The 25,728-nt window shown below is 71.8% G+C and carries 32 protein-coding genes; 14 read left to right on the forward strand and 18 right to left on the reverse strand.

Features of this window, described 5'->3' with window-relative positions:
• Positions 1 to 8: 8 nt before the first annotated feature.
• Together tsf and rpsB are read right to left on the reverse strand one after the other, a co-directional pair.
• A complete protein-coding gene (gene tsf, locus ACYVF4_RS01645) occupies positions 9 to 836 on the reverse strand; it encodes a translation elongation factor Ts (protein ID WP_460719096.1) in 828 nt (275 codons plus the stop codon).
• Positions 837 to 931: 95 nt separating this feature from the next.
• Positions 932 to 1,828: a 30S ribosomal protein S2 gene (gene rpsB, locus ACYVF4_RS01650; protein WP_460719098.1), complete on the reverse strand. Its 897-nt coding sequence runs from the start codon at positions 1,826 to 1,828 to the stop codon at positions 932 to 934.
• A 303-nt stretch (positions 1,829 to 2,131) separates the two neighbouring features.
• Between rpsB and ACYVF4_RS01655 the strand changes: the two genes are divergently transcribed.
• Positions 2,132 to 2,677, forward strand: coding sequence for a murein hydrolase activator EnvC family protein (locus ACYVF4_RS01655; RefSeq protein ID WP_460719100.1), 546 nt, complete (start codon positions 2,132 to 2,134; stop codon positions 2,675 to 2,677).
• 1 nt (position 2,678) lies between these two features.
• On the opposite strand, the gene ACYVF4_RS01660 is transcribed toward ACYVF4_RS01655, so the two are convergent.
• From ACYVF4_RS01660 to ACYVF4_RS01670, 3 genes are all read right to left on the reverse strand, one after another.
• The gene (locus ACYVF4_RS01660; RefSeq protein WP_460719102.1) at positions 2,679 to 3,578 is read right to left on the reverse strand and encodes a tyrosine-type recombinase/integrase; all 900 of its coding nucleotides are present in this window, start codon (positions 3,576 to 3,578) and stop codon (positions 2,679 to 2,681) included.
• Positions 3,579 to 3,642: 64 nt separating this feature from the next.
• Positions 3,643 to 4,836, reverse strand: a complete 1,194-nt coding sequence (dprA, locus tag ACYVF4_RS01665) for a DNA-processing protein DprA (protein WP_460719104.1) — start codon at positions 4,834 to 4,836, stop codon at positions 3,643 to 3,645.
• A complete protein-coding gene (locus ACYVF4_RS01670; protein ID WP_460720719.1) occupies positions 4,833 to 5,456 on the reverse strand; it encodes an ATP-binding protein in 624 nt (207 codons plus the stop codon). Before ACYVF4_RS01670 ends, dprA begins: the two co-directional genes overlap by 4 nt.
• Positions 5,457 to 5,512: 56 nt before the next feature.
• On the opposite strand from ACYVF4_RS01670, the gene ACYVF4_RS01675 reads away from it, so the two are divergent.
• The 5 genes from ACYVF4_RS01675 (at position 5,513) to ACYVF4_RS01695 (ending at position 10,469) form a co-directional block, all read left to right on the forward strand.
• Positions 5,513 to 7,138 carry a recombinase family protein gene (locus ACYVF4_RS01675; protein ID WP_460719105.1) on the forward strand — a complete coding sequence of 542 codons (1,626 nt, stop codon included), beginning with the start codon at positions 5,513 to 5,515 and terminating at the stop codon, positions 7,136 to 7,138.
• A 723-nt stretch (positions 7,139 to 7,861) separates the two neighbouring features.
• Positions 7,862 to 8,134, forward strand: coding sequence for a hypothetical protein (locus tag ACYVF4_RS01680; RefSeq protein WP_460719107.1), 273 nt, complete (start codon positions 7,862 to 7,864; stop codon positions 8,132 to 8,134).
• A 193-nt stretch (positions 8,135 to 8,327) separates the two neighbouring features.
• The gene (locus tag ACYVF4_RS01685) at positions 8,328 to 9,116 is read left to right on the forward strand and encodes a hypothetical protein (RefSeq protein WP_460719109.1); all 789 of its coding nucleotides are present in this window, start codon (positions 8,328 to 8,330) and stop codon (positions 9,114 to 9,116) included.
• Positions 9,117 to 9,525: 409 nt separating this feature from the next.
• Entirely contained in the window at positions 9,526 to 10,098 is a 573-nt protein-coding gene (locus tag ACYVF4_RS01690; RefSeq protein ID WP_460719111.1) for a hypothetical protein, read from the forward strand.
• Positions 10,095 to 10,469: a hypothetical protein gene (locus ACYVF4_RS01695; RefSeq protein WP_460719113.1), complete on the forward strand. Its 375-nt coding sequence runs from the start codon at positions 10,095 to 10,097 to the stop codon at positions 10,467 to 10,469. The genes ACYVF4_RS01690 and ACYVF4_RS01695 overlap by 4 nt, the downstream gene beginning before the upstream one ends.
• Before the next feature lie 855 nt (positions 10,470 to 11,324).
• On the opposite strand, the gene ACYVF4_RS01700 is transcribed toward ACYVF4_RS01695, so the two are convergent.
• Both ACYVF4_RS01700 and ACYVF4_RS01705 read right to left on the reverse strand, forming a co-directional pair.
• Positions 11,325 to 12,116 (reverse strand): restriction endonuclease, encoded by a 792-nt coding sequence (locus ACYVF4_RS01700; protein ID WP_460719115.1) that lies wholly within the window; start codon positions 12,114 to 12,116, stop codon positions 11,325 to 11,327.
• Positions 12,117 to 12,317: 201 nt separating this feature from the next.
• A complete protein-coding gene (locus ACYVF4_RS01705) occupies positions 12,318 to 12,644 on the reverse strand; it encodes a hypothetical protein (RefSeq protein WP_460719117.1) in 327 nt (108 codons plus the stop codon).
• A gap of 146 nt (positions 12,645 to 12,790) precedes the next feature.
• Here ACYVF4_RS01705 and ACYVF4_RS01710 point away from each other — a divergent pair, with 146 nt between their 5' ends.
• Genes ACYVF4_RS01710 through ACYVF4_RS01720 form a run of 3 tightly spaced genes read left to right on the forward strand, consistent with a single transcriptional unit; the run spans position 12,791 to position 13,772 of the window.
• Positions 12,791 to 13,147 (forward strand): hypothetical protein, encoded by a 357-nt coding sequence (locus ACYVF4_RS01710; RefSeq protein WP_460719119.1) that lies wholly within the window; start codon positions 12,791 to 12,793, stop codon positions 13,145 to 13,147.
• A gap of 5 nt (positions 13,148 to 13,152) precedes the next feature.
• Complete coding sequence (locus ACYVF4_RS01715; protein WP_460719121.1) at positions 13,153 to 13,482, forward strand: hypothetical protein; 330 nt, start codon at positions 13,153 to 13,155, stop codon at positions 13,480 to 13,482.
• The gene (locus ACYVF4_RS01720; RefSeq protein ID WP_460719123.1) at positions 13,482 to 13,772 is read left to right on the forward strand and encodes a hypothetical protein; all 291 of its coding nucleotides are present in this window, start codon (positions 13,482 to 13,484) and stop codon (positions 13,770 to 13,772) included. The genes ACYVF4_RS01715 and ACYVF4_RS01720 overlap by 1 nt, the downstream gene beginning before the upstream one ends.
• Here the strand turns inward: ACYVF4_RS01720 and ACYVF4_RS01725 are convergent.
• Positions 13,769 to 13,990, reverse strand: a complete 222-nt coding sequence (locus ACYVF4_RS01725) for a hypothetical protein (RefSeq protein ID WP_460719125.1) — start codon at positions 13,988 to 13,990, stop codon at positions 13,769 to 13,771. The genes ACYVF4_RS01720 and ACYVF4_RS01725 overlap by 4 nt on opposite strands.
• Before the next feature lie 44 nt (positions 13,991 to 14,034).
• Here ACYVF4_RS01725 and ACYVF4_RS01730 point away from each other — a divergent pair, with 44 nt between their 5' ends.
• The 4 genes from ACYVF4_RS01730 (at position 14,035) to ACYVF4_RS01745 (ending at position 15,545) form a co-directional block, all read left to right on the forward strand.
• Entirely contained in the window at positions 14,035 to 14,514 is a 480-nt protein-coding gene (locus ACYVF4_RS01730) for a hypothetical protein (protein ID WP_460719127.1), read from the forward strand.
• A gap of 80 nt (positions 14,515 to 14,594) precedes the next feature.
• On the forward strand, positions 14,595 to 14,936 hold the full coding sequence (locus ACYVF4_RS01735) for a hypothetical protein (protein ID WP_460719129.1): 342 nt from the start codon (positions 14,595 to 14,597) through the stop codon (positions 14,934 to 14,936).
• Positions 14,937 to 15,081: 145 nt separating this feature from the next.
• The gene (locus ACYVF4_RS01740; protein WP_460719131.1) at positions 15,082 to 15,378 is read left to right on the forward strand and encodes a hypothetical protein; all 297 of its coding nucleotides are present in this window, start codon (positions 15,082 to 15,084) and stop codon (positions 15,376 to 15,378) included.
• A complete protein-coding gene (locus tag ACYVF4_RS01745) occupies positions 15,375 to 15,545 on the forward strand; it encodes a hypothetical protein (protein ID WP_460719133.1) in 171 nt (56 codons plus the stop codon). The genes ACYVF4_RS01740 and ACYVF4_RS01745 overlap by 4 nt, the downstream gene beginning before the upstream one ends.
• Here ACYVF4_RS01745 and ACYVF4_RS01750 read toward each other — a convergent pair.
• From ACYVF4_RS01750 to ACYVF4_RS01785, 8 genes are all read right to left on the reverse strand, one after another.
• Positions 15,542 to 16,333 (reverse strand): hypothetical protein, encoded by a 792-nt coding sequence (locus tag ACYVF4_RS01750; RefSeq protein WP_460719135.1) that lies wholly within the window; start codon positions 16,331 to 16,333, stop codon positions 15,542 to 15,544. The two genes, ACYVF4_RS01745 and ACYVF4_RS01750, sit on opposite strands and share 4 nt — an antisense overlap.
• A 33-nt stretch (positions 16,334 to 16,366) precedes the next feature.
• Positions 16,367 to 17,320, reverse strand: a complete 954-nt coding sequence (locus ACYVF4_RS01755; protein WP_460719137.1) for an ATP-binding protein — start codon at positions 17,318 to 17,320, stop codon at positions 16,367 to 16,369.
• Positions 17,317 to 17,685: a YraN family protein gene (locus ACYVF4_RS01760; RefSeq protein WP_460719139.1), complete on the reverse strand. Its 369-nt coding sequence runs from the start codon at positions 17,683 to 17,685 to the stop codon at positions 17,317 to 17,319. Before ACYVF4_RS01760 ends, ACYVF4_RS01755 begins: the two co-directional genes overlap by 4 nt.
• Before the next feature lie 103 nt (positions 17,686 to 17,788).
• Positions 17,789 to 18,112 carry a DUF2469 family protein gene (locus ACYVF4_RS01765; RefSeq protein WP_121149251.1) on the reverse strand — a complete coding sequence of 108 codons (324 nt, stop codon included), beginning with the start codon at positions 18,110 to 18,112 and terminating at the stop codon, positions 17,789 to 17,791.
• Positions 18,113 to 18,135: 23 nt separating this feature from the next.
• A complete protein-coding gene (locus tag ACYVF4_RS01770) occupies positions 18,136 to 18,795 on the reverse strand; it encodes a ribonuclease HII (protein WP_460719141.1) in 660 nt (219 codons plus the stop codon).
• Complete coding sequence (gene lepB, locus ACYVF4_RS01775; RefSeq protein ID WP_460719143.1) at positions 18,792 to 19,577, reverse strand: signal peptidase I; 786 nt, start codon at positions 19,575 to 19,577, stop codon at positions 18,792 to 18,794. The genes ACYVF4_RS01770 and lepB overlap by 4 nt, the downstream gene beginning before the upstream one ends.
• Positions 19,578 to 19,765: 188 nt before the next feature.
• Positions 19,766 to 20,113 (reverse strand): 50S ribosomal protein L19, encoded by a 348-nt coding sequence (gene rplS, locus ACYVF4_RS01780; RefSeq protein ID WP_460719145.1) that lies wholly within the window; start codon positions 20,111 to 20,113, stop codon positions 19,766 to 19,768.
• 173 nt (positions 20,114 to 20,286) lie between these two features.
• Positions 20,287 to 20,775, reverse strand: a complete 489-nt coding sequence (locus ACYVF4_RS01785; RefSeq protein ID WP_460719147.1) for an MFS transporter permease — start codon at positions 20,773 to 20,775, stop codon at positions 20,287 to 20,289.
• 97 nt (positions 20,776 to 20,872) lie between these two features.
• Here ACYVF4_RS01785 and map point away from each other — a divergent pair, with 97 nt between their 5' ends.
• Complete coding sequence (gene map, locus ACYVF4_RS01790) at positions 20,873 to 21,655, forward strand: type I methionyl aminopeptidase (protein WP_460719149.1); 783 nt, start codon at positions 20,873 to 20,875, stop codon at positions 21,653 to 21,655.
• Between the two features lie 4 nt (positions 21,656 to 21,659).
• Here map and treZ read toward each other — a convergent pair whose 3' ends face one another.
• Positions 21,660 to 23,390: a malto-oligosyltrehalose trehalohydrolase gene (treZ, locus tag ACYVF4_RS01795; protein ID WP_460719151.1), complete on the reverse strand. Its 1,731-nt coding sequence runs from the start codon at positions 23,388 to 23,390 to the stop codon at positions 21,660 to 21,662.
• Entirely contained in the window at positions 23,387 to 25,717 is a 2,331-nt protein-coding gene (gene treY / locus ACYVF4_RS01800; protein WP_460719153.1) for a malto-oligosyltrehalose synthase, read from the reverse strand. Before treY ends, treZ begins: the two co-directional genes overlap by 4 nt.
• Positions 25,718 to 25,728: the final 11 nt, after the last annotated feature.

The following is a 25,728-nucleotide window of genomic DNA, read 5'->3' on the forward strand; positions in this document are numbered from 1 at the left end:
CGAGCGTGTTACGCGCCGACCTTGAAGCGGGCGAACCCGGTGAGGGTCAGACCCGCGTCCTTGGCGACCTGCGCGACGGACTGCTTGTTGTCCTTGGCGTAGTCCTGGTCCAGGAGCGAGACCTGCTTGAAGAACGCGTTGACGCGTCCCTCGACGATCTTCGGCAGTGCGGCCTCGGGCTTGCCCTCGCTGCGCGAGATCTCGGTGACGATCTCGCGCTCCTTGTCGACGTCGGCCTCGGGGACCTCGTCGCGGTTGAGGTACGAGGGGTTGGCGAACGAGATGTGCTGCGCGATGCTGCGAGCGGTCTCGGCGTCCTCGCCCGAGTAGGCCAGGACGACGCCGACCTGCGGGGGCAGGTCCTTGCTGGTCTTGTGCAGGTAGACCTCGAACTTGTCGCCGGTGAGCGTGCGGACGCGGCGCAGCTCGACCTTCTCGCCGATGATGGCGGCCTCGTCGTTGATCAGCTGCTCGACGCTCTGCCCACCGGCGTCGGCGGCGAGAGCCGCCTCGACCGAGTCGGCCGCGGCAGCCGCGGCGGCGTCGGCCACCTTGTCGGCGAGGGCGATGAAGCGCTCGTTCTTCGCGACGAAGTCCGTCTCGCAGGCCAGCTCGATCAGGGTGACCTGGTCGGCCTGCTCGCGCGCGGCGACGAGGCCCTCACTGGTGGAACGGTCGGCACGCTTGGCGTTGCCCTTCGCGCCCTTCAGGCGCAGGATCTCGACGGCCTTCTCGACGTCGCCGTCGGCCTCTTCGAGTGCCTTCTTGGTGTCGACCATGCCGGTCCCGAGCTGCTCGCGCAGTGCCTTGATGTCGGCGATCGTGAAGTTTGCCATGGGTGGCGGCTCCTAGGTGTGTGGTGCGTTGTCGTGAACGCCCCGACGGCGACGCGGGTGCGACGCCGCCGGGACCGGGTGAAGCGGGCCGGGTCTTACTCGGCGGCGGGCTTGTCGGCCTGGTCGGCGGCGACGGTCTCGTCGGCCTCGGCCTGCGCCTCGTCGGCGACCTTCTCGGCCTCGGCGGGGGTCTCCTCGGCGCGGGTCTCCTCTGCGGCGGACTGCTCAGGGGCGGCCTGCTCGAGGAGCTCGCGCTCCCACTCGGCCAGCGGCTCGGCGGCCTCGGCCTCGTCGGCGGGCTGGTGGCGCTGGATGAGACCCTCGGCGGCGGCGTCGGCGATGATGCGGGTCAGCAGGCTGACCGAGCGGATGGCGTCGTCGTTGCCGGGGATCGGGTACTGGAACTCGTCCGGGTCGGCGTTGGTGTCGAGGATGCCGATCACCGGGATGCCGAGCTTGGAGGCCTCGTCGACGGCGAGGTGCTCGCGCTTGGCGTCGACGACCCAGATCGCCGACGGGGTCTTCTGCAGGTTGCGGATGCCGCCCAGCGACTTGTGGAGCTTGTCGAGCTCGCGCTTCTTCAGCAGGAGCTCCTTCTTGGTGAAGCCGCTGGCCGCGGGGTCCTCGAAGTCGAGCTCCTCGAGCTCCTTCATGCGCTGCAGGCGCTTGGACACCGTCTGGAAGTTGGTCAGCAGACCGCCCAGCCACCGCTGGTTGACGTAAGGCTGGCCCACGCGCGTGGCCTGCTCGGCGATGATCTCCTGCGCCTGCTTCTTGGTGCCGACGAACAGGATGGTGCCGCCGTGGGCGACGGTCTCCTTGACGAACTCGTAGGCCTTGTCGATGTACGACAGCGACTGCTGCAGGTCGATGATGTGGATGCCGCTGCGCTCGGTGAGGATGAAGCGCTTGACCTTCGGGTTCCACCGACGGGTCTGGTGTCCGAAGTGGACGCCGCTGTCCAGCAGCTGGCGAATGGTGACGACGGCCATGGCCGTTCTCCTTCTCTGGCGCACGAGGCGCCGCTTGCGGTTGTGATCCGTCGCCGGGCGGCGACGTGCCTGGTGCCCGGCACACGCCCGCCCCGTGTTCACACGGGGACCGATGGGAGTGGATGCCGCGCGGCGGCCTCTGTCGAGGGGCAGCGCTATGGGCACGCGGAGTCATCCCGACGAGCGGGATGCGAGGTCCAGTGTAACAGCCGGCCGCTCCTCCCCAGCCCCGGGATCGGACTCGGCTGTCCACAGCTGCGCCGGCGCGCGCCCCGGCGGCGCGCGGCGCCCGAGGATGTCGACATGCCCGTGCGACACCCGCTGCATCTGTTCGCCGTGGTCGCCGCGGCGGCCCTGGTGCTCTGTTCCCTGGTGCTCTGCTCGGCCGCACCGGCTCCGGCCGCCGTCGCGGGGCCGCCGTCCCCGCGCGGCACCGCCGCCGAAGCGCGGTGGGCGTGGCCGGTGGAGCCGTTCCGGCTGGAGCGCCCGTACGTCGCGCCCGCCCACCGCTACGCCGCGGGTCATCGCGGCATCGACGTGCGGCCGCTCGGGGCCACCACGGTGCGGGCGCCGGCGGCCGGAATCGTCGCCTTCGCGGGCCCGGTCGCCGGCCGCGACGTGGTCACCCTCGCCCACCCCGGCGACCTCGTCACCACCCTGGAGCCGGTCGCCTCGTCCGTCGAGCCCGGCGATCCCGTCGCGCGCGGCGCGATCGTCGGCGAGCTGTCGTCGGGCGGCCACGCTGCCGACGGGACTCTTCACATCGGGGTGAGGCTCGCCGGGGAGTACATCAACCCGCTGCTGCTGCTCGGAGAGATCCGGCCCGCCGTCCTCTTGCCGTGCTGCTGACTCAGGCCCGCGGATGGGCGAGGCGATAGGCGGCGGTCAGCCGCTCGCTCGAGACGTGCGTGTAGATCTGGGTGGTGCCGAGACTGGCGTGGCCGAGGAGCTCCTGCACGCTGCGCAGATCCGCTCCGCCGTCCAGCAGGTGCGTGGCCGCCGAGTGCCGCAGGGCGTGGGGGCCTGCGGTCGTACCGACCACCGGCTGCAGGAAGCGGGCGACGACGTCGTACGCGGACCGCACGCCCATGCGGCCGCCGCGCACCCCGAGCAGCAGCGCCGCCGGCCCGGCCGCCGCCCGCGCGGCGAGGACCGGGCGCGCGCGTGTGCAGTAGGCGTCCACCGCGGCGGCCGCCGGGGCGCCGTAGGGCACGACCCGCTCCTTCGCGCCCTTGCCGACGACCCGCACCGTCCGGCGCGCGCGATCGAGATCGTCGAGATCGATCCCGCACAGTTCGCTCACCCGGATGCCGGTGGCGTAGAGCAGTTCGATCAGCGCATGGTCGCGCAGCAGGACGGGGTCGCCCTCGCGCGCCGCGGCGGCCAGCCGGTCGAGCGCCTCGGCGAGGCCGGGCGCGGCGGCCACCGTCGGCAGGGTGCGTCCGCGCCGGGGGGTCGTCACCCGGACGGTGGGGTCGGCGGGCACGAACTCGTTCTCCCTCGCCCAGCGGAAGAGTCCGCGCACCGCCGCCGCCCGGCGGGCCACGGAGCTCTTGGCGAGGCCGCGTTCGCTCGCGTGCCACAGCCATTGCCGCACGTGCTCGAGCGTGACCTCGTCGAGTCGGGGGTCGGCGGAGGCGTCGGCGAAGTCCGCCAGGTCCGCGCGGTACGCGGTGACGGTCGCGGGGGCCAGGCGCCGGAGGTGGACGAGGTCGTTCATGTACTCCTCGACGGCCTCGGACACCCGCATGTGCCCAGTGTGCACCCCTCCACCTGCCGTCGCGGGGCGACGCCCCGCACGGCGACGCCCGGACTCAGCCCGATCGGGGCGCCCGCCGCCAGGCTCCGCCGTCGCGCTGCGCGGTGCCCTCGAGTTGCAGCAGGCCGAGGATGGCTTCGACGTCGGCCGTCGGCATCCCGCATCGCAGGGCGATCTCGTCCGGGCCGCGCCACGCGCGGGCCGACATGGCGTCTCGAACCCGGGTGACCTCGTCCGTGCGACCCTCGGGCGCGGGGAAGAGGGCGGGTGAGGCGAGGCCGAGCAGCTCCAGCACGTCCGCACCGGAGGTGATGCATGCGGCGCCGAACTCCCGGAGCATGCGGTGGCAGCCCACGGACGCGGCAGAGGTGATGGGACCGGGGACCGCCCCGAGCGGACGTCCCATCGACGCCGCGTGCCCGGCGGTGTTGAGCGACCCGCTCCGCCAGCCCGCCTCGACGACCACGGTGACGTCGCCGAGCGCGGCGATCAGCCGGTTGCGCTGCAGGAACCGCCACTTCGTCGGCGCCGTGCCGCACGGCACCTCGCTGACCAGCGCGCCGGAGCCGACGACGTCGTGCACGAGCTGCGCGTGCCCGGACGGGTATGCACGCTCGACTCCCCCGGCGCTGAGGGCGACGGTGGCGCCGCCCGAGCGCAGTGCCGCACGGTGCGCCGCGCCGTCGACCCCGTACGCGGCGCCTGACACCACCACGGCGCCGGCCGCGGCGACCTCGGCCGCCAACTCGCCCGCCACATGATCGCCGTACGAGGTCGCCGCCCGTGCGCCCACGATCGCCACGGTGGGTCGCCCGTCGGCCACCGGTCCGATGTCGCCGCGCACCCACAGGCACAGCGGCGCGTGCAGGCCGAGATCGTCCACCCGGCGCGGCCAGCTCGCGTCGGCAGGGGTCAGCAGCGCGGCGCCGGATGTCCGCGCGGCCGGAAGGCCGGTGTGCGAGAGGGCGGTCGGGATGCGCGGACGCCACCGCGCCTTGGCCGCCGCGAACGTGCCGGCTTCGATTCCCGCGGCGGCCGGCGGTGCGTCGTCGGTGTGGATCAGACGCAGCGCGTCCGCAGCGCCGACGGCCCGCACGAGGGCACCGGCCGCGCCGTCGCCGGGCTCCGCGACCGCGGACCACACCGCGCGCGCGAGGGCGTCCACGACGCCCTCCGCCGTATCGCCGTCACGCCGGACACCGGCGAGCACGGCGCGTGCCGAGGGCTCGGTCAGGTCGGTGGGTCTCATGCGGCGATCCCCTTCTTGAGGTACAGCGCCCGGCCGATGTGGTGGGGACCGAGCTGGGTGGAGCCGTCGAGGTCGGCCAGCGACCACGCCACCCGCAGCACGCGGTCGTACCCGCGCAGCGTGATGCCGCCGCGCTGGAGTGCGGCATCCAGCGGACGGCACGCCACCAGGCTCGGCGCCATCGGCCCGGTCCGCAGCCAGGAGCCGCTCGCCTGCGCGTTCAGGCGCCAGCCCGTGCCCCGCAGACGCGCGGCCGCGCGTCTGCGGGCCTCGACGACCCTCTCCCGCGCCTCGGCGGTGGTGGTCGCGGGCGTCGCGGGCTCCCGGCGGGCGGACGAGACGCGCGTGAGCGAGAGCTCGATGTCGATCCGGTCCAGCAGCGGCCCGGACAGGCGCCCGAGATAGCGCCGGATCGCCGCGGGCGGGCACACGCACGTCCCGCCGCGGATCCCGTAGTCCCCGCACGGGCACGGATTGGTGGCGAGGACCAGCTGGAACCGCGCGGGGAACGACGCCGCTCCCCCGGCCCGCTCGATCGTGATCTCGCCCGACTCCAGCGGCTGCCGCAGTGCATCGAGGCAATGCGCGGGGAACTCCCCCGCCTCGTCCGGTGTCTTCATATACACGGGCAGAATCTCCGGCGGAGGCGGCCTCTCATTCCCGAGAGGAGCCCACCATGAAGCACCCCAAGTCCACGACGCCGCGCCGCGCCGTCACGTACCTACGTCTCAGCCGATCCACCGAGGAGAGCGAGGCCATCCCCCGTCAGCGGGCCGACCTCGCGGCGCTCGCCGAGCGCGAAGGCTGGGACATCGTCGCCGAGCTCGCCGATGACGGCGTGAGCGGCACGAAGACCCGCGACAAAGCGGTCGAGGCCCTCCGCATGCTCCGCGACGGCGAGGCCGACGTCCTCCTCGTGTGGAAGCTCGACCGCTGGAGCCGCCAGGGCATCGCCGCCATCGGCGAGCTCATGGCGACCCTCGACGCCCGCCCCGACGCCGTCTTCGCGGCCTACCGCGACGGGCTCCGCTCGGATCAGCCCGCGTGGCGCATCGTCGCCGCCGTGCTGGCCGAGGTTGCCCGCACCGAGGCCGAGAACACGAGCGCCCGCGTCGCGGCGATGCGCGACGGCCACCTCAGCAAGACCCGCCCCGAGGATCAGCGCCACCTCGGCGGCGTCCCGGGCTTCGGCTACCGCGCCATCAAGAGCCCCCACGGCCCCGGCAAGGTGCTGGTTCCCGACGACTACGAGGTCGCCGTCGTCCGCGAGGTGGCCGACCTTCTCATCGGCGGCGCGACCCTCGCAACCGCGACCCGCTGGCTCGCCGACCACGACGTGCCCACGCCGACGAGCCCCGCCCGCCGTGCCCGTCAGAGCGGCGTGCGGCACTCGCACCTCGATAAGGGCGAGTGGCGCTTCACGACCGTCCGCAACCTCTGGCGGTCAGAGACGCTCATCGGACGCACCACCAGGCGCGTCGAGGTCACCGGCCCGGATGGCAGGCCCGTACTGGAGCGCCGCGTCGTCGTCGACGCCCTAGGCGTCCCGATCACCCGATGGGAGCCGATCATCGACGCCGACACGCATCGCCGCCTCCGCGAGCGGCTCCCTGAGACGGGCCGCAAGCAAGCCCGGCGCATGGCCTCATGGCTCAGCGATGTCGTGCGATGCGCCGGGTGCGGCGCAAAGCTCTATGTGCAGAAGCGGGACCGGGACGGCGTCGCTCCGCGGCATTTCCGGTGCCGCGCCTCCTCGGGCAAGCTCGACGCGTGCGCGGCACCGGCGACCGTCGATGTCGACCTCATCGAGGGCTTCATTGAGGCCGCCTTCCTCGATGCGGTGGGCGCCAAGCCCGAGCTCCGGCGCGAGGAGGTCGTCACCGCCCCAGACGTCGCCCGCGAGCTCGCCGAGGTCGAGGCGGCCATCGCCGACACAACCTCGGCGATGAGCAGGGACGACGGCGACGAGGTCGCCCTCTTCGCTCGCCTGGCCAAGCTCAAGGACCGGCGCCGCGACCTCCGCGCGCACGCCCCCGCGGTCGAGGTCGTCCTCGTGCCCACGGGCCGCACAATGGCCGACGTGTGGGCGGGCACCGCGGGCGAGGCCAGCCTAGAGCTCCGACGTGAGCTCCTCCGCGAGGTCATCCCCCACGCCTTCATCACCCGGGCGGCGGGCGGCAACGGACGGGCACCGCTCGGCGACCGCATCCTCCTCCGCTGGGATGCCGACCACGCACCCGAGGCGGGGCCGCTCACCGACGCGGGACCGTGGGCCCCCGCGCTCCGCTTTCGAGCGGCGTGACCCCCGCGCCGGGGTCGAGGGCGATGGCCCCGGCGTGCGGCGGGCGTGTGAACGTGCGCCGGGGTGAGGCGGCGATGCCCGGGCTGGGAGGGAGTGACCGCTACGTGTTCACATCGCGCTTTCTGCCCTATCTCAAATTCCCCCCTTGAGAGCTCGCTCTCTAGTAGCGGGAATGGGAAACACGCCTGAATGGGCGTCGTGAACACGTAGCAGTCACTAGGCCCACCGGCCTCCCCTGGGACCGGGCCCCTCGGCCCCCACCTACCCCCGGCCCGCCGCGCGGGCGCGCCCCCGCACCGACCGCCAGCCCCGCCCCGGTGCGCCACCCACCGGCGCCGATGCCCGGCAGAAAGTCTGGGCAGTCCCGCCCCTCCAGGCGGCCTCTCTTCTCGTGCACGTCTCCCCCGACGGCGAGGCCGAGGCGGTCACGTCCGACACGCTGGAGGGCCGCATCATGGCCCTCGTCGACACCGCCCTTCCCGGTGCTCGCCAACGTCAAGCTCCTCCGCCTCCTCTACTCCTAGGAGCGGGCAGGCCGGCGGCCTGTAGAGGGGTAGGAGGTAAACCACCTACCCCACGATCCTGACCCCCGCCGACCGGGCGCGCTGACAATAGCGGCCCGGCGCCGCGGCTCCCCCGGTCACATTCGCCCGCCCCCGTCGGCGGGCCTTTTCGCGGCACCTCGCCGTGTGACACACCCCCCCGACAGAAAGGCCCCACCTGATGGAGTACCAGCACGAGTGCGCCCAGTGTGGCCGCGCCTTCACCGCATCGACATCAGCCGCCATCACGTGCTCGACCGCATGCCGCTCCAAGCGCTGGCGCGGGGCAACCGCCGCCAACGCCGTCAAGGCCGCCGCCGAGCTACTCCACCGGCAGACCGCCGCTGTCATCGCCATGACCGCGCCCGGCGCGTCTGACGCCGACCGCGAGCACTACCGCGCTGAGCTCGACCGCATCGCCGCCGATGCCGCACGCATCCTCCCCGCCGCCTAGGCGGCCCCCAGCCACCACGCCCATCCCGCGCGCGTGTGGAGTCGCCCCGGATTGAGCCCCGGCGCGACCTACAAGCCCGAGAGGCCCGCCCCGTAATCCAGTCCGGGCCGGGCCTCTCGGCGCACCTTCCCTCGCTCCCTCATCACTGCGGATTGGATCGCCCCCGCTCAAGGCGCGCACGACTGGATAACGCATGACCCTCACCTCCGCTGAACGCACCTCCGCTTACCGCGCACGCCGCGCGGAACGCGAGCGCGACACCGTTGTCGCCTTTCTCCACAGCCTGACAACGTGGGACTTCATCGTCGACGAGCTCGACCCGGCGCTCCTCCCGCGCGACTTCCTCGTCGAGGCCCTCCGCACGTTCGCCGACGAGGCCGAGGCCGCCTATTGGGAGGTCCGCGACGGTAACGACAACGCCCTCTCCGACTATGAGGCCGCGGTGGATCGCTGGACTTCCGACCTCGTCAAGTGGCAACTCCGCCGCGCCAACGCCATCGCCGCGGGCCGCCGCCTGAACTCCCGCCGCTACCCCGAGGACGCACGCCCCACACGCCCTACGCGACCCACCCCGGAATCGTGGGAGCTTGTCGCCCGCGACGAGGGCTACCCGACCCGCCCCGTCGCGGTCGGGCCGCGGCGCGCTGTCGCCCTCCTACGTGAACTCGGCCCCGAGCTCGGCCTCCGCGAGGTGCGCCGATCCCACGGTCGCTACTACGCCTTCACCGATCCGGCACGAGAGGAAACCACCATGCCCCCATCCCCTCTGACGACGAGCTCATCGCCGACGAGGTCCTCGACCGCGTCGCCCGCCTGGCCTGGGCCGAACAGCGCGAGGTGCTCCGCGGCGTCCTTGAGCGCCGCCGCGCCCGTGAGGCGGCCCCCGACGTCGACGCGCACGACGCGCCCGGCGCCACCGTCGCCCGCGCGCCCGTCGACCTCGCCGCGTATCGCGCCCGTCGTACCTCCTAGCCGCGTGTAAACGCCCCTGACCCCGAGCGTCCTCACCTAGCCGCTCGGCCCGCCCGCGTCATCGTCGCCGCGGGCGACGCCCGCCCCTCCTCGTCAACGCTCCTGGGACGCGAGGACGGGGCGGGCCCTGTCCCCACCTCACCCGACCGAAAGGCCGCACGTGCGACCCATCGACCGCCTCGACCCCCGCACCCGGCGCGAGCTTGAACAGCGCTTCACCGAGTGTCGGCGCCCGCGAGCAGATGACGCGTCCATCGACGAGTGCGCCGCGGACATCTTGCGCAACCGCGCACGCCGCCGCGAGGAGCTCCTCCTCCCCGCTGGAGCCTGGGCCTAGCCCACCTCCCCCGAGGGCGTCCCCTGCCCTCACACGCGCGTCTCTACTGGGCGCGCGACGTCCCATCGAAGGACAACAACACATGAGCATCACCACCCGCGAGCCGCTCGACTACGGCCCCGGCACTCCGACCCCGGCGCCCGAGTGGGCCATCACCGCTGACCCCGGCGCCAAGCCCCTCCTGAAGGCGTTCTACGCCGCGCGAGACGCGGCCAAGGCCGCCCGCGAGGCCGCGAACACCGCCACCTATGCCTTCCGCGACGCGAGCGTGAGCGCAGACTCGGGCTATGTCGCCCGCCGCGACGTCGACATCGAATCGTGGCGCCGCCTCGACTACGAGGTCAAGGACGCCCGCGCCGCCGAGGTCAAGATCGGCCACGAGGTGCGACGCACTTACCGCGCCCTCGCGGCGTTCGTCGAGGCCAGCGCCGCGTGCGACGCCGAGGCCTTGAAGGTCGCCGAGGAGCGGCACGCCGCCGTCGTCGCCAAGCTCGCCGAGCTCGACAAGGCCATCGTGACCTTCGCCGAGGCCGAGGCGCTCGTGCCCGACGTGTACGCCCGCAAGGACGGCATCTTCCGCCACACCGTCAGCGGCGACGTCGACACGCTGGCCCGCGATCTCCGCGGCGTGATCGAGCGTGAGGCCACCCGATGAGCCCCCGTGCACACGACCTCGACCTCGACCCCGTCATCGACCGCGTCGTGGCCGAGGCGACCGCCCCGAGCACCGAGCGCGCGCCCAAGCGGCGCGAGGCCGACGACACCGGCTTCCAGCCGTACCCGGCGACCGTCGCCGAGCTCCGCGGCGGCCAGCTTCGCACCGTGCACGCCGAGGCCGTCCGCATTCTGGAGTCGCGCGGCATGGCCAAGCACCGAGCCATCGACGCCGTCAACCGGGGCGAGGGCATGGCAGAGACACTCGCCCGTGTCCGCGCAGGCCGAGCCAAGGCTCTCGCCAGAGCCGCCGCCGCCAAGTTCGGAGACGAACTTGCTGACGGCATCGTCGCGGCAGTCACCACGCGATAGAGCGCCACACTTCAACGACCGGCGGGGGGCGGGTCGGCGTCCGAGTCGTCCCCCCCAACCGTCGAGGCCGCCCCGTTCAACGCCGCCCGCGCCTCCCCCGTATGCGCGGCTTGCCTATGACCCGTCTGCGAGTGCGAGACGATTCGCGTAGGTCATCGTAGGTTCGCTGCGCAGAACTCTGAATACTCAGCCCCGATGCGATTCGCTCCGCCGCAACCGATATCCGCTCCAGCCTGCGCTCGTTCCGCTGCACGGCGTTCCAGTTCCTATTGTCGTAATCCTGCTCCGTCGCCGACTCTCCGTACTGGAGCAAGTCCAAGACATACGTGTCTTCGTACCACTTGGGTGTCGGCCTGGCGGCCTGATACCCAAGCGAGCGGACGGGGCGGGCGAGCGGGTCGCAATAGCGGACCACGACCTCGAATCTCGTGGGCAATTCGTCTGAGTTCAGCAACTCGGGCGCCGTGTCAATGTGCCAACTCATCCGCCGATGGGGCGCAAGCTGACGAATCGTGAAAGAACCGTCAAATATCTTCTCGATTCTGCCGAGCCGATCACCCTGAGACGAGCGCGGGACCGGCGACGAACGGAGCGTGACGTCGGTAGCGAGTTTATTGGACGTGTTCTCCACGGCGATAAGAACTAGCAATGATCGAAACTCGAAGTCGACCGTCACATACGGACGCTCCCGCTCCTCGCGCTCCAACAAGATGATGCGCAACTGGCCAAACGCCAACACCGCAGCGCCTAGCGCGACACCGAAAGTAGCGAACGTCCACAAGGCTCCCCACTCGGCGGCAGTTGGCCAGCCCTCGACATTCCACCACCCGGATAGAATCCGCGAAGCCCGGGATGTCATGGCTCACCGTGCTCGGCGAAGCTCTGCAGCCCAAATTCGTACCTGGCCACCGCCTCCTCCATGGCTTCAAGCTTGGCCGCTATGCCGATCATGTCGACCTTGCTGAGCCACACGAACGTCGCCGCGATATCCCCCTCAGGTACCGATCCGAACACCGCTGCGAGGTCGTTGATCGAGTGCAGTGCAGCCTCCTGCGCGACCCGGACCTCCCTCGCTTTGGCGTTAATGATCAAGACCTTCCGGAGACGTTCCTCCATTGCCTCCGCCTGCTCATTCGAGGGTTCCCGCGACAATAGCTCCACCGCTTCCGATTCAATCTCCCGCGCCGCTTTCGCCCAGGCGCCGACGCGCGGGTGGACCGTGGAATGCAGACCGCGCAGTTGTTCCATGCGATCGTGAGCTGCCGCCCCCAGAACCTTTAGCGTCGCCGCCTTATCGGCTCCCGAGCACCATTCGACAGCCTCGGCATTCACCGGGAGAACGTCATTGCTGTTCGTGAACCGAAAGAGGGCAACGCCGGTGGCAGCGGCGGCGCGTATCGCCGCCTCCGTGTAACCAGAGGAAGCGTAGAACGCCGCGGACACAGAGCGATACGCCGCGCCACGCAGTCTCTGGACATCAGGTCCGCCGACAGGCCGACTAAGGTGCTTGACCTGCGCTGCAACTCCTGAACCGGTCACGTCAATTCCACCATCAGCCCCCGAGCCCGTGCGCCTGGCGTCGCGAAAACCAAGGCCGCGAAGATGAGCTGCGGCCAACTCCTCCGCCATCTGCCACGTGAAGATCATGGGGGCACTCTATTGGTGTATCGCAGCCCAAAGGCACCGTTATCCACGACGTCACGTCGACACCCCTCCTCCACCCGATGCCTGTGTTCGCAGCCACCAGGCGACTACATTTCTGCGGAAGGTGGCCCGTGATAAGAACCGCAGGCTCATGGCGCGCCCCATGACGACACCCGCATGCGCCCGGCAGCGCAAACCCTCGGCCTAGACCGCCCCGCTATCCCTCACGCGAGCGCTCTCCCCAGGGCCGCTTCGGTTCACACGGCCAACGGCTCGAGCCACCGTATCGAGAGCGGCGTCCTCGGCATCCTCACCGGCGCCCTCCCAGCCGAGCGCGTCGATGAGCACACGAACGGCGTCAAGCCCTCCTGACGAGCTATCGCGGATGACAGACACGTAGGACGCTTCGAGGTCGCGCCACTTGTGCTCGGCTGGGGCGTACCGATCAACCCACCTCTTGAAGGCCTTGAGCTTCGATGACGGCAACTGCAACTCAAGCGTCGTGCGGTACCGGGTGCGTCCATCCGTCACACCGCGAAGTCTAGGGGGTGGGGGGTGCCTCCCCTCCCCCGGGGTCGCTCCTCCCCGAGCGGCCAGAGCGTCTCGCGCCGCGTACCGTCCGCGATTCCCCATTTTTCGACGTCCCCCTCCGCGCCCCTGACCCCCTTGGAGCAACCGTGTCCACGACCGCCTACCCCGACCACTGGACCGACGCCGCCGTCGACGTCGTCCGCACGGTCACCTCGGCCCGTCCCGAGCTCGACGGCGCAGAGGCCGCCATGCTCGGCGAGGCCGCCGAGCTCATCACCGCCGCCGACAAGCTCACCGCGACCGCCCGCGAGGCGGGCCTCCTCGCCACCGGCTCCACTGGGCAGACCGTCGTGCACCCGGCGCTCGTCGAGGCCCGCCTCACCCGCGCGGCGGCTGGCGCGCTCCTGTCCAAGCTCGTCCCGCCGCGCCCGGCGCAGGGCTCCCGCGGCGGCAACGGTCGCTTCACTGCCCGCATGGACGGCACCTCAGGACGCCGCCGATGAGGTGGATGACCGAGGCCCCGCCCGCGGCCCCCACGGGCCTCCTCCCGCGCTTCAAGGGCGAGGAGCTCCCCGAGTTCAACCCCGTCACCCCCGCGGGCGGCTGGACCCCGGCGACGGCACGCGCGGCGGCCACCGCCTACGCCCACGCCGTCGACTCCGGCATCCCGCACATCACCGTCGACCGGATCGCCGATGCCGCCTACTTCGCCCTCCGCCGCTCGGTCCCCGGCCTCCACGGCGCCGACCTCCTCGACCGGCTCCAGCGCGCCCGCGCCGCCTCCCCCGGCGACGTCGTCACCGACACGCCCGGCGTCATCGAGCTCCCGCCGTTCTGATGGCCGACGACCGCTACCGCCGCTACCGCGCCCGCCACCGTGACCGCGTCCGCGAGGACGAGAGGCGCCGCACCGCGCGCCGCTCGGCGCGCACGCCCGAGCAGATCGCCGCCGACCGCGCCCGGCTCCGGCCCGACGGCCTCCGCTACTGCCCGGCGTGCCGCCGCAAGCTCCGCTTCGCAGAGTTCGACGCGAACCGCTCCCGCCCGGACGGCCTGGCGACCCACTGCCGCACGTGCGCTCTCGTGGCGCACGCCGCACGCACGGGCCGCCGCCTGACCCCCGCCTAGTCGACGTCCTCCTCGGGCGCCGCCCTCGGGCGTCGCTTCGGCGCCGCCTCATCCCACGCGTTCCCGAGCCTCACGATGAACGGCCAGAGGTCGCGCGCCTCGCCGACGGCGCCTGTCGTCGTGAGCTCGCGCCCGTGCTCGGCGACGGCGTCATACAGCGCGTGCAACTCCTCCAGCGTCACGCTCAACGTCACGCGGCGGCGCTCGTGTCTCCCCATCCCGTCAGGGTAACCGCCCACCCTCGCCCCCCCCTAGGAGCCCCATGCCCGCGCCCACCTTCAACGCCGCCGACGTCGCCGACCGCCTCGGCGCCGCCCTCGCCCCGCATCCCTTCCGCGTGCGGCACCGCGGCGTCGCCTACGAGCTCCAGCCCGACGAGGCCCTCAGCGCCGCAGTCCTGCCGCACCTCCGCGTCTCCGATGTCGTCGGCTGGGCCCGCGCGCAACTCGCCGACCCCGAGCTCGACATCACCGCCGACGAGGCTTACGACCTCCTCGCCGACGTCACCGAGCACGTCATGCCCGACGACGCGAGCCTCGACCTCGACCTCGGCGTCGACGGCGTCGTCACCGTGCACGTCGCCGCGGTCGCTTCCCCGAGGCACCTCGCCGAGCTCCGCGCGGGCCGCGCCGCCGCGTGGGCCAAGCTCGTCGCCATCGACGGCCTCCCCGCACGCCCGCCCTCGGCGCTCGCCCGCTCCCTGGCGCTGGCCGCACTGGCCGCCGTCGAGCCCCGCGTGTAAACGCGTCCCTGCCCCCGCCTTCCCCCGAGGCGGGGGCTTTCGGCGTTGCCCCGGCGCGCCCGCCCTGTAGCCTCACGCGCATGCACACGCTCATCGTCTGGCTCGCGGCGGCGAGCTTCGCGCTCCCGGTCGCCGGGCTCGCGGTCTACCTTGTCCGCGACGCCCGCCACGCCCGCCGCGTAGCCGCCGCGCAGACCGCGGCACGTAACGCCGCCGAGAGCGGCCACCGCGAGGAGCTCGTCAACATCTTCGGCGCCATCGGCGTGCGCCCGCCGACAGGTCACGACGTCAACCACCTCCCGCTCTACGTCCTGGAGGTCATGAACGCCGCGCGTGGCGCCCGGCCCGTCGTCGAGTTCGTGCTCATCACCCTCGGCCTCGCGTGCGGCGCCCTCGCCGCCGTGCTCAGCCTCGGCGTGTAGCGGCGATACGCTCGGCACTATGCGCCTCCGCCCGCTCGTCCCCGTCGCATGCGCCGCGCTCCTCGCCGGGTGCGCTGGTAGCCCGCCCGAGGTCACCGCTGCCGCCACGACGCCGACGCCTACCGCTGACGCCCGATGCCTCGACGTGACCGACGGCGCCCGCGCTGGCCTTCAATGGGGCCTCGACGACGCCGGGATCGGCTACACCATCGAGCGACTCGCCGCCGTCGAGGCCGAGGCTGGCTGGTTCGTCGCCGCGCACGTCGTCGGCGAGGCGGGTGACACCGATGCCGTGTGGTGGACAACTCAAGACCCCACAACGGCGAGCGACGCGGCGTATCTCTCCGTTGACGCCGTCGCCGCGGTCGCCTCCAGCTTCGTCATGCCCGAGAACCTCTCGGGCACCGATCCCGTCGAGGCCGCGCTCGACTGCCTCGGATGACCGCCGACCTCGACGACGTCCTCGACGACCTCCAGCCGCCGCGCCGGTGCCCGGCGTGCGACCGCCCCCTCGACGTCGCACCCCTCGCCGAAGGCTCCCTTGTCCTAGCCCTGGTTTGCCGTACGCACGGCCCGATGGGCGCTATCGACACTCACGACTTGTTCTAGTGTTCGACGTCGCCATCCTCGGATGGTTCTCGCGCAGCATCCGGCAGAAGTCTTGACCCGTCATCACGCTGCGCCCTTAGCCGATGTGCGAGAGCTTCGTTCCACAACGCGACGGCCGCGTCAACCTCCGAAGGACGAAGCGTGCTTGTCATGAAGCGCTCATTCGTCAGACGCGACCTCAGATGCGCGGAAGCCGTATTCGGCTGCGCGTCCGCTTCGTCGCCGGGGTAGCGTCGTATCTCACGCAGAATCCCGAGCATCTCGTCGATCTTCTGAGAATCACTTCTTTGCGGTTCGACGCCGCCTGGTTCATCGTGTGCTGTTTGGATGGCGGCCTCCAATTCAGGCCAAGCCCGATCGTGCGCTTTCTCCAGAATCGTGTTATCTATCGGATTCTCGCTGAGACTGTTGATCTTCTTCAGTAGCCGGAGAACGTCGTCCTTGTCCTCCGCACGAGTCATATGAAGGTTCGCGAGCGGCCCCGCGTAGTCGCTCTGCTCCATCCACAGCAGAACTGGACAAACGCGGCGGTCGTCGAAACGTCCCAGCAGGGCACCGCCTTCGAAGTTCAACCAGGCCTCCGTCTGGTTCTCGGGCGTGATCAGTACCAGGCCGACCGCGGCCGAGTCGAGGTTGTGTGCAATATTGCTGAACCAGGCAACCCCTTTCTCCTGTTCTGACGACACGAATATCTCGCGACATTCCTGGATCACGGTCGGGAGGTACTCACGAAGAGCTATCGCGACGCGCAGCGAGCGGGGCTTCGACCAACTGATGAATACGTGCACGGGACGAACATAGAGCAATTCCGCCCCCACTGATCAGATAATGTGTGCTTTGGTCACCCCCGCCTCGTCGAGGAACAGCACCCCCTCGGAGGCGCGGGCGATCGCCCCGGGCCGCACGCCCCGCGAGCCGCCGCCGACGAGGGCGGCCACGCTGGCGCTGTGATGCGGCGCCTCGAACGGGGGCGCATGCGAGATGCTGGTGACCGCCTGCCCCGCGAGCGACCGGATCGAGGCCACCGTCAGCGCGGCCGCGTCGTCCAGATCGGGCAGGATGCCGGGCAGCCGGCGCGCCAGCATCGTCTTGCCCGCACCGGGCGGACCACACATGAGCACGTGGTGGCCGCCCGCCGCCGCGGTCACGATGGCCTCGACCGCCTCGCGCTGCCCGATGACCTGGGCGAGATCGAGTCCCGGGTCGCCGACGACGGCGGGCCCGCGGTCGTCGGCGACCGGTTCGAGGTCGGCCTGCTCGACGGCCGCGCCGTGCCACGCCGCGACGTCGGCCAGTGACACCGCGCCGAGCACCTCGACCCCGGGGATGAGCTCGGCCTCTGCGGCGTTGGCGTGGGGGACGACGACCCGGCGGACACCCGCCTGGGCTGCCGCATGCACCGCCGGGAGCACACCCGCCACGGGGCGCAGGCGGCCGTCCAGGCCGAGCTCGCCGAGGTGCATCGTCGACTCCATCCGCGCCCGGTCGAGCCGCATCTCGGTGGCCAGCGCCGTGATGGCGATGGCGACGTCGAACGAGGATCCGGACTTGGGAACGCTCGCCGGCGACAGGTTGACCGTCAGCCGCCTGCGCGGAAGGATCAGCCCGCTGTTGGCGCACGCGTTGTGCACGCGCTGCACGGCCTCCCCCAGCGCCTTGTCGGGCAGCCCGATGATGCGGAACCCCGGTGTCTGATTGGACAGATCGGCCTCGACCGAGACCATGACCCCCGCCATCCCCTGCAGCGCCACCGCCGTCGTGCGCGCGACGCTCACTGCAGATCCAGGTCGACGAGATGCTCCAGGGTCGCCGAGGCCGGATCGGCGCCGATCAGCGCGATGGCGTCGAGCCGCAGCCGACGGCCCTGGGCCTGGGCGGGGTGCGCCGCGATCCAGGCGACGCCCAGCTGCCACAGCCGCCGCCGCTTGCGCTGATCGACGGCCTCGAACGGGTGACCGAACGCCGCGCCGCGCCGCGTCTTGACCTCGACGACGACGAGGTCCCGCTCGTGCACGGCGACGACGTCGATCTCACCCGTCGCGCATCGCCAGTTGCGGTCGACCACGTCGTAGCCGCGATCGGCGAGATACCGCGCAGCCCTGTCCTCGCCGTCCCGGCCCAGCACATCCTTTTCTGCCATGCGGCGATCGTCGCGCGCCGGGCATCACGGAAGACCGCGGTGGCGGCATCCGTGGAGAAACGGGCGCGGACAACGGCCTGTGGGGTCGACGACGTGCGAACGGTCAGCTGTCCAGCGACAGCTCTTCGGGCAGCTGGAAGTCGCGCCGGGAGAGCTCCTCGACGTTGACGTCCTTGAAGGTCAGGACCCGGACGGACTTCACGAAGCGGTCGGCCCGGTAGATGTCCCACACCCAGACGTCGGTCATCGAGATCTCGAAGTAGAAGTCGTGCTCGGTGTCGCGGCGGACGACGTTGACCTCGTTGGCGAGGTAGAACCGCCGCTCGGTCTCGATCACATACTGGAACTGCGAGACGACGTCGCGGTACTCGCGGTACAAAGCCAGTTCGAGCTCACGGTCGTAGTCTTCGAAGACGTCGTCATCCATGGTCCATCCATCCTAGGGCCCGCTCAGAAGAGCGTCGGTGCGCCCGCGATCGACCAGGAGGCCCGGTGGTGGGGTGTCATGCCGTGGTCGAGGATGGCGGCGCGGTGGTCGGGGCTCGCGTACCCCTTGTTGCGTCCCCAGCCGTACGGCGGGAAGTCGTCGTGCAGGCCCGCCATGAGCGTGTCGCGAGCGACCTTGGCGATGACGGATGCCGCGGCCGCGCTCGCGCAGTCGCGATCGGCCTTGATCACCGGCCGCACGCGCAGGCCCGCTCCGCCGGCGGGGGTGATGTAGTCGTAGTTGCCGTCGAGCAGGATGAGCGCGTCGGCGGGGACGACGCCGTGGGCGCCGAGGTCGGCGAGGGCGCGGAGCGTCGCCAGGCCCAGCGCCCGCATGATGCCGACCTCGTCGATCTCGGCCGAGCTGGCCCAGCCCACCGCGCTGGCGCGCACCCACTCCGCCGCACGCGCGGCCACGTCGGGCCGGCGCTGCTCGGGTACGAGCTTGGAGTCCCGCAGTCCCGCGGGGACGCGCCGGCGCGAGCGCGCGGCGTCGATCGCCACCGCGCCGACGGCGACCGGACCCGCCAGCGCACCGCGGCCGACCTCGTCGCAGGCGATCACGGTCGCGTGCTCCTTGAGCAGCCGGCGCTCGAGCGTCAGCCGGGGCTCCACAACGGTCATGGCGCCGCGTCGCCGCCCGTCGACCCGGACGCGGGATCGGGGATGCCGGCGAAGTCGGCGCCGTGGGAGTCGACGATGCCGAAGCGATCGAACGGCCAGGTGATCAGGAACACGCGCCCGACGACGTTGTCGATCGGGACGAATCCGCCGCCGGGCTGGTCGGTGTTGTAACGGGAGTCCTTGGAGCGGTACCGGTTGTCGCCGAGCACCCACAGGCTCTCGGCCGGCACCGTGACGTCGAACTCGTCGGCCGACGCCGCCGACTGCGCGGTGGGCAGCTTGATGAAGTCGCTCTCGTCGACGGGAACGCCGTTGACGGTGATCTGCCCGATCGCGTTGCAGCACACCACGCGGTCACCGGGCAGGCCGATGATGCGCTTGACGAGATGATCGTCGCTGTCGGGCGCGGACAGGCCGACCAGCGCCAGCACCCAGTCGACCGCCTCGACCAGCGGGGGACGCTGCGGATCGGGGGTGACCGGCAGCCACCCGCCCGGGTCGCGGAAGACCACGATCTCGCCGCGGTCGAACTCGTCGAAACGCGGGGTGATCTCGTCGACGAGGATCCGGTCGCGGATCTCGAGGGTGTCCTCCATCGATCCGGACGGGATGTAGAACGAGCGCACGAGGAACGTCTTGACCAGGAACGACACCAGGACGGCGATCACGACGATCACCAGCACGTCGCGCAGGAAGGTGACCCAGCCGCGTCGGCGGGAGCGCGGCGTGAACCGGCGGCTCCCCGCAGCGGACGCCTCCGTCGCGGTCTTCTCGGTGGTCATCCAGGTTCCTCCAGCGGGCTCGCCGCCGATCGGAGGGCCACTCATCAAGGGTCGCACATGCGCGGGCCCGCCCGGCGTCGGTCGAGCCCCGTGTACGACGTGGGCGGACCGGCCGGCAGCGGGTCCGACGAGGGGCGGGGGACGACGAAGGCCCGGTCCGTCACGGACCGGGCCTTCGTGAGCGCGGATCAGTTCTCGCGCTTCTCCTTGATCTTGGCCTTCTTGCCGCGGAGGTTGCGCAGGTAGTACAGCTTCGCGCGACGCACGTCGCCTCGGGTGACGACCTCGATGTGGTCGATGACCGGGCTGTGCACCGGGAAGGTCCGCTCGACGCCGACCTGGAAGCTGATCTTGCGGACGGTGAAGGTCTCGCGCACGCCGTCGCCCGAGCGGCCGATCACGACGCCCTGGAAGACCTGGATGCGCGAGCGGTTGCCCTCGGTGATGTTGACGTGCACCTTGACGGTGTCGCCGGGAGCGAAGGCGGGGATGTCGGAGCGGAGCGAGGCTGCGTCGACGGTGTCGAGGATCTGCATGATCGTTTCTCTCTGCGGCCGCCACAGGTCGACCGCGGGAAGGGGATGGAAGATGTCGTGTGCCCCGTGCCGTCCGACGCTGTCGGAGGGCGGCTCCCCTGAGGCAGAACCTGGTCAGGGCACAAACAGCCATTCTGCCACGGATGGGTGCTCCGGCAAAACCGCGCGACGCGTCAGCGAGGAGGGGTCCCCCGGCTCTCGGTGACCACGATGACGTCCGCGGTCGCGGCCGAGCCGGCGGGGCGCACCGCGCCGAGCAGGCCGTCGCGGCCGACGCCGGCGACCAGGCCCGTGGGCCTGGCCTCGCGCCACAGCTGCGCCAGCGAGCTCCAAAACAGCCCCAGGCCGGCGAGCACCGCGCCGACCATGGTGAGCGCCCACCAGTCCGGGTGGAAGAAGCCCAGGGCGACCACCAGCACGTGCCACACCAGAACGCCGGCGGCGTCGGCCCACGAGACCGCGCGACGGGCGCGGACGGTCCCCCGGGCGCGGATGAGGAGGGTCACCAGCAGCTGCCAGACGAGCACCCCGGGCACCGCGAGAAGGACCCACAGCAGGGCCCACCCTCCGGCGCCGGTGACCGCCCACCCGATGAACAGCCACAGCGGCAGGGCGACGGCGGCGGGAAGGAGCCACGCGAACAGGAGGCGGCGGATCACCATGCCCCGATGCTACGCCGCGCCGGCCCCGCGCTGGCCGTGAGAACGCCGGGACGACGTCGCCGGTGAGACACAATGGAGCGATGAGAGGACGTGGAGAATGATCGAGCTGCGCACCCCGGCCGAGATCGAGGCGATGAGACCGGCGGGCCGCTTCGTCGCCGAGACGCTCGCGACGCTGCGGGACGAGACGAAGGTGGGCACGAACCTGCTCGCCATCGACCGTCGCGCACACGATCTGATCCGTCGCGCGGGCGCCACCTCGTGCTACATCGACTACCACCCCTCTTTCGGCGCGAGCCCCTTCGGCAAGGTCATCTGCACGTCGGTCAACGACGCCGTCCTGCACGGCCTGCCCTTCGACTACGACCTGCGCGACGGCGACCTGGTGTCGCTGGACTTCGCCGTCTCGATCGACGGCTGGGTCGCCGACTCTGCCGTGTCTTTCGTCGTGGGCACTCCCCGCGACGAGGATCTCGCGCTCATCGACACCACCCGGCGGGCGCTGGATGCCGCGATCGCGGCGGCCGTGGTCGGCAACCGGATCGGCGACATCTCCCACGCGATCGCCACGGTCGCCCATGGCGACGGCTACTCGATCAACACCGACTTCGGCGGGCACGGAGTGGGCCGCGTCATGCACGGCGACCCGCACGTGCCCAACGACGGCAAGGCGGGGCGGGGCTATCCGCTGCGCGAGGGTCTCGTCGTCGCGCTGGAGCCGTGGTTCCTCCAGACCACCGACAAGCTCGTCACCGATCCCGACGGCTGGACTCTGCGCAGCGCCGACGGCTCGCGCGGGGCGCACTGCGAGCACACCGTCGCCATCACGGCGGACGGGCCTCTCGTCCTCACCGACCGCGCCTTCCTCGGCGTGGACTGAGAGGCTAGGGCGCGCCCTCGACGATCGCCGCCGATTCGGCCGGGAGCACCAGGTCCGAACCGGCCAGGGCGACGGCGGGATCGGTGGCCAGCAGGACGCGTCCGCCGGAGGGGATCCGGACGTCCTCGCCCGACAGATTCACCAGCACGTCCAGCGTCCCGCGCGAGAGCCGGAAGACGCGGGAGTCGACCCCTTGGTCGGCCCGAACCTCGGCGGCCAGCGTGTCCGCGCGTGGATCCGTCAGCTCCGGCCGCTCGCGGCGCAGGCGCGCGAGCGCCCGGTAAAGCTCCAGCAGCCGCGCGTGCTCGGCGCGCTCCGGCTCGCTCCAGTCGAGGCGCGAGCGCCGGAAGGTCTCGGGGTCCTGCGGGTCGGGGACGACGGATTCGTCCCACCCCATGCGGGCGAACTCGGCGATGCGGCCTTCGGCGGTCGCGGCGCCGAGCTCGGGCTCGGGGTGCGAGGTGAAGAACTGCCAGGGCGTGCGCGCCCCCCATTCCTCGCCCATGAACAGCATCGGGGTGCCGGGCGCGGTCAGGGTGAGCACGGCGGCCACCGCGAGCCGGCCGTACGGCAGGCTCTGGGACAGCCGGTCCCCGGTCGCACGGTTGCCGATCTGGTCGTGATCCTGCGCGAAGGTCACCATCCGCCAGGACGGCACGGCGGAGGGAACCGGCGAGCCGTGGTCCCGGCCGCGGAACGACGAGTAGGTGCCGTCGTGGAAGAAGTGGCCCGTCCAGACCTTGCCCAGCGCGCGGGGGTCGGCGAAATCGGCGTAATAGCCCGTCGTCTCGCCCGTCACCGCGACGTGCAGCGCGTGGTGGAAGTCGTCGGACCACTGGGCCGTCAGACCGTAGCCGCCGGCCTCCCGCGGAAGGATCAGCTTCGGGTCGTTCATGTCGGACTCGGCGATGAGGGTGAGGGGACGGCCCACATGGGCGGACAGGGCGTCGGCGGCCTCCGCGAGCTCCTGCAGGATGTGGGTCGGCGAGGTGTCGACGAGGGCGTGCACGGCATCCAGCCGCAGGCCGTCGACGTGGTGGTCGCGAAGCCACATCAGGGCGTTGTCCACGATGAAGGAGCGCACGGCCGGCTCGTCGAGGTTCACCGAGTCGCCCCACGTGTTGCGCTCCCCCGAGCGCAGGTAGGGACCGAACTCCGGCAGGTAGTTGCCGCTCGGGCCGAGGTGGTTGTACACGACGTCCTGGATGACCGCGAGCCCGCGGGCGTGGGCGGCATCCACGAATCGCTGGTAGGCCGCGGGCCCGCCGTAGGCCTCGTGGACCGTGTACCAGAGCACGCCGTCGTAGCCCCAGTTCCACGTGCCGTTGAAGCCGTTCACCGGAAGCAGCTCGACGTGGGTGACGCCCAGCTCCACGAGGTGGTCCAGCCGCTCGATGGCCGAGTCCAGCGTGCCGCCGGGGGTGAAGGTGCCCACGTGGAGCTCGTAGACCAGACCCCCCGCCAGCTGGCGGCCGGTCCAGGAGGAGTCGGTCCACGCGAACTGCGCCGGATCGAACCACGCCGACGCGTCATGCACGCCGCGCGGCTGGCGCCGGGAGCGCGGGTCGGGACGCAGCTGATCCCCGTCGCCCAGCACGAAGCCGTACTCGTCGCCGGGGCTCAGCGAGACCGGGGCCGCCCACATCCCGTCGCCGGCCGCCGCCAGCTCGGTGTCGTCGTGCCCTGGCCGGCGCAGCCGCACGCGGCTCGCCGATGGTGCCCACACCTCGATCATCTCTCCCCCTCGTCCTCGGCGACCAGCAGCGCGACCGGGTAGTCCGCCAGCAGCTCCTCGAGCGCGATCGCGCCCGTCACCGTTCGTCCCGTCAGCACGTCCACCGCGCGGGTGTCCGGCCGCAGCAGCACGGTGTCCCCCCAGCCGCCCCGTTCGGCGAGTCCGGCCGGCAGCCTGGTCCCGACCGCGACGACCCCGCCGCGGTCGAACGCGACGGCGTGACCGGCCGCGGCGCCGGCGACGACCATCGGCCGGTACAGCGCGAAGGCGTCCGGGCGTTCGCGCCGCAGGCGGAGCGTCCGCGAGGTCACCAGGAGCTTCGCGGCACCGGTCGCGTCGACGGCGGGCCGCCAGCCCCCGTCCAGGCGCGCCAGCAGCGCACGCCGCTCGGCGAAGTCGACTCGCCGCCGATTGTCCGGGTCCACCAGCGAGGTCTCCCACAGCTCCGAGCCCTGGTAGACGTCGGGCACGCCCGGCCCCGCCAGCTGGAGAAGCTTCGCCGTGAGCGAGTTCGACCAGCCCAGGGGCGCGATGCGGGCCACGAAGCGCTCGATCACGGGGCGGGCGGGCCCGAAGGCCGAGTCCACGAGCGCGTGCATGCCGCGCTCGAAGTCCTCGTCCGGGTCCCACCAGCCCGTGCGCTCGGCCGCCTCGCGTGCCGCCTTCTCGGCATAGGCGTGCAGGCGGCCGGCGTCCGCCGGCCAGGAGCCGACGATCGCCTGCCACAGCAGGGAGTCGAAGGGGCCGTGGCCGGTGGAGGCGATGCTCCGGAGCTCCCGCAGCACGGCGCCCCACTCCTCGGGGATCTCGGACAGCACCGACAGCCGGGCGCGGACATCCTCTCCTCGTTTGGTGTCGTGCGTGGACAGCGACGTGAGGGCGTGCGGCCAGGCCGCCTGGCGGCGGGCGAACGCCGCGTGCAGGCCCTCGACGTCCAGGGCGAACACCGACGGGTCGCCGCCCACCTCGGTGAGAGTCCCGAGCCGCGTGGCCCGGTAGAACGCGGTGTCCTCGACGCCCTTGGCCATGACCGGGCCCGTCGTCTGCTGGAACCGGCGGGCGATCTCGAGAGAGGGGTCGCGCAGCATAGGCTCCAGCTCCCCGATCGCGCGCGCGAGATCCGGGCGCCTGCGGCGCGCCTCGCCGAGCGCCTCGTCGAGATACGCCTGGCCCGCCGGCAGGTACGACCGGTACACCGGGTAGCAGGCGAGGATCTCGGCCAGCGCATCCTCGGCGCCCGCGACCGGCGCGGGCAGCCGCCGGACGAGCCGGCGGATCTCGGCGACCTGGATGGTGTCGGCGATCATGCGCTTGGTCTCGTGGATGAGGTCCGGCCACGACGGCGACGCCGCGCCGCGCAGCTCCTCGTCCAGCCGGTCCAGCGCCGCCTCGCCGCGAGGGTCGATGAGGACGCGGTCGATCTCGGCCATCGCGTCGTAGCCGGTCGTGCCGTCGGTGGACCACCACGCCGGCAGCTGCTCGGGGTGATCGGTCGCGCTGTGCTCGAGGATCTTCTCGACGAGCACGTACGCTCCCCCGGTGGCCTCCGCCAGCCGGCGCAGGTACGCGCCGGGGTCGGCGAGACCGTCGGGGTGGTCCACCCGCAGGCCGTCCACGTGCCCGTCGCCGATCCAGCGCAGGATCTCGCGATGGGTCTCGTCGAAGACCCACGGGACCTCGACGCGTACGCCGGCGAGCGTGGTGACCGCGAAGAACCGGCGGTAGTTCAGCAGCTCCGCCTCGTCGCGCCAGAACAGCAGCTCCCAGTTCTGTCGCGCGAGCACGGCGGCGACATCCTCGGGGTCCACGCCTTCGAGGGATCGGGGGGCCAGCGGCAGCTCGTGGTCGAAGTAGCGCACGACGCCGGCGCCGGCATCCACGCGGACATCCGCCAGCGCCTCCGCCGGCGGGGCGCCGAGGATCGGGATGCGCACCCGCCCGCCGGCGACGTCCCAGTCGATGTCGAAGGCCTCCGCGTAGCGCGAGTCGCGCCCGTGCGTCAGCACATCCCACCACCAGGGGTTCTGCCGCGGGACGGCGACGCCCATGTGATTGGGGACGATGTCGACCAGGATGCCCAGGCCCGCCGCCCTCGCCTCCGCGGCGAACCGCGCCAGGGCCTCAGGACCGCCGCGCGCCGGGTCGACGCGCGCGACGTCCACGACGTCGTAGCCGTGGTCCGAGCCCGTCGACGCCGTCAGCAGCGGCGACAGGTACGCCCAGTCCACGCCCAGATCCCGCAGATAGGGCACGAGGTCGCGCGCGGCATCCAGGTCGAAGCTCTCTCGGATCTGCAGCCGGTAGGTCGATACGGGTCTGTCGGGCACGAGGTCTCCGA

This window comes from Microbacterium aureliae (genome assembly GCF_054780155.1).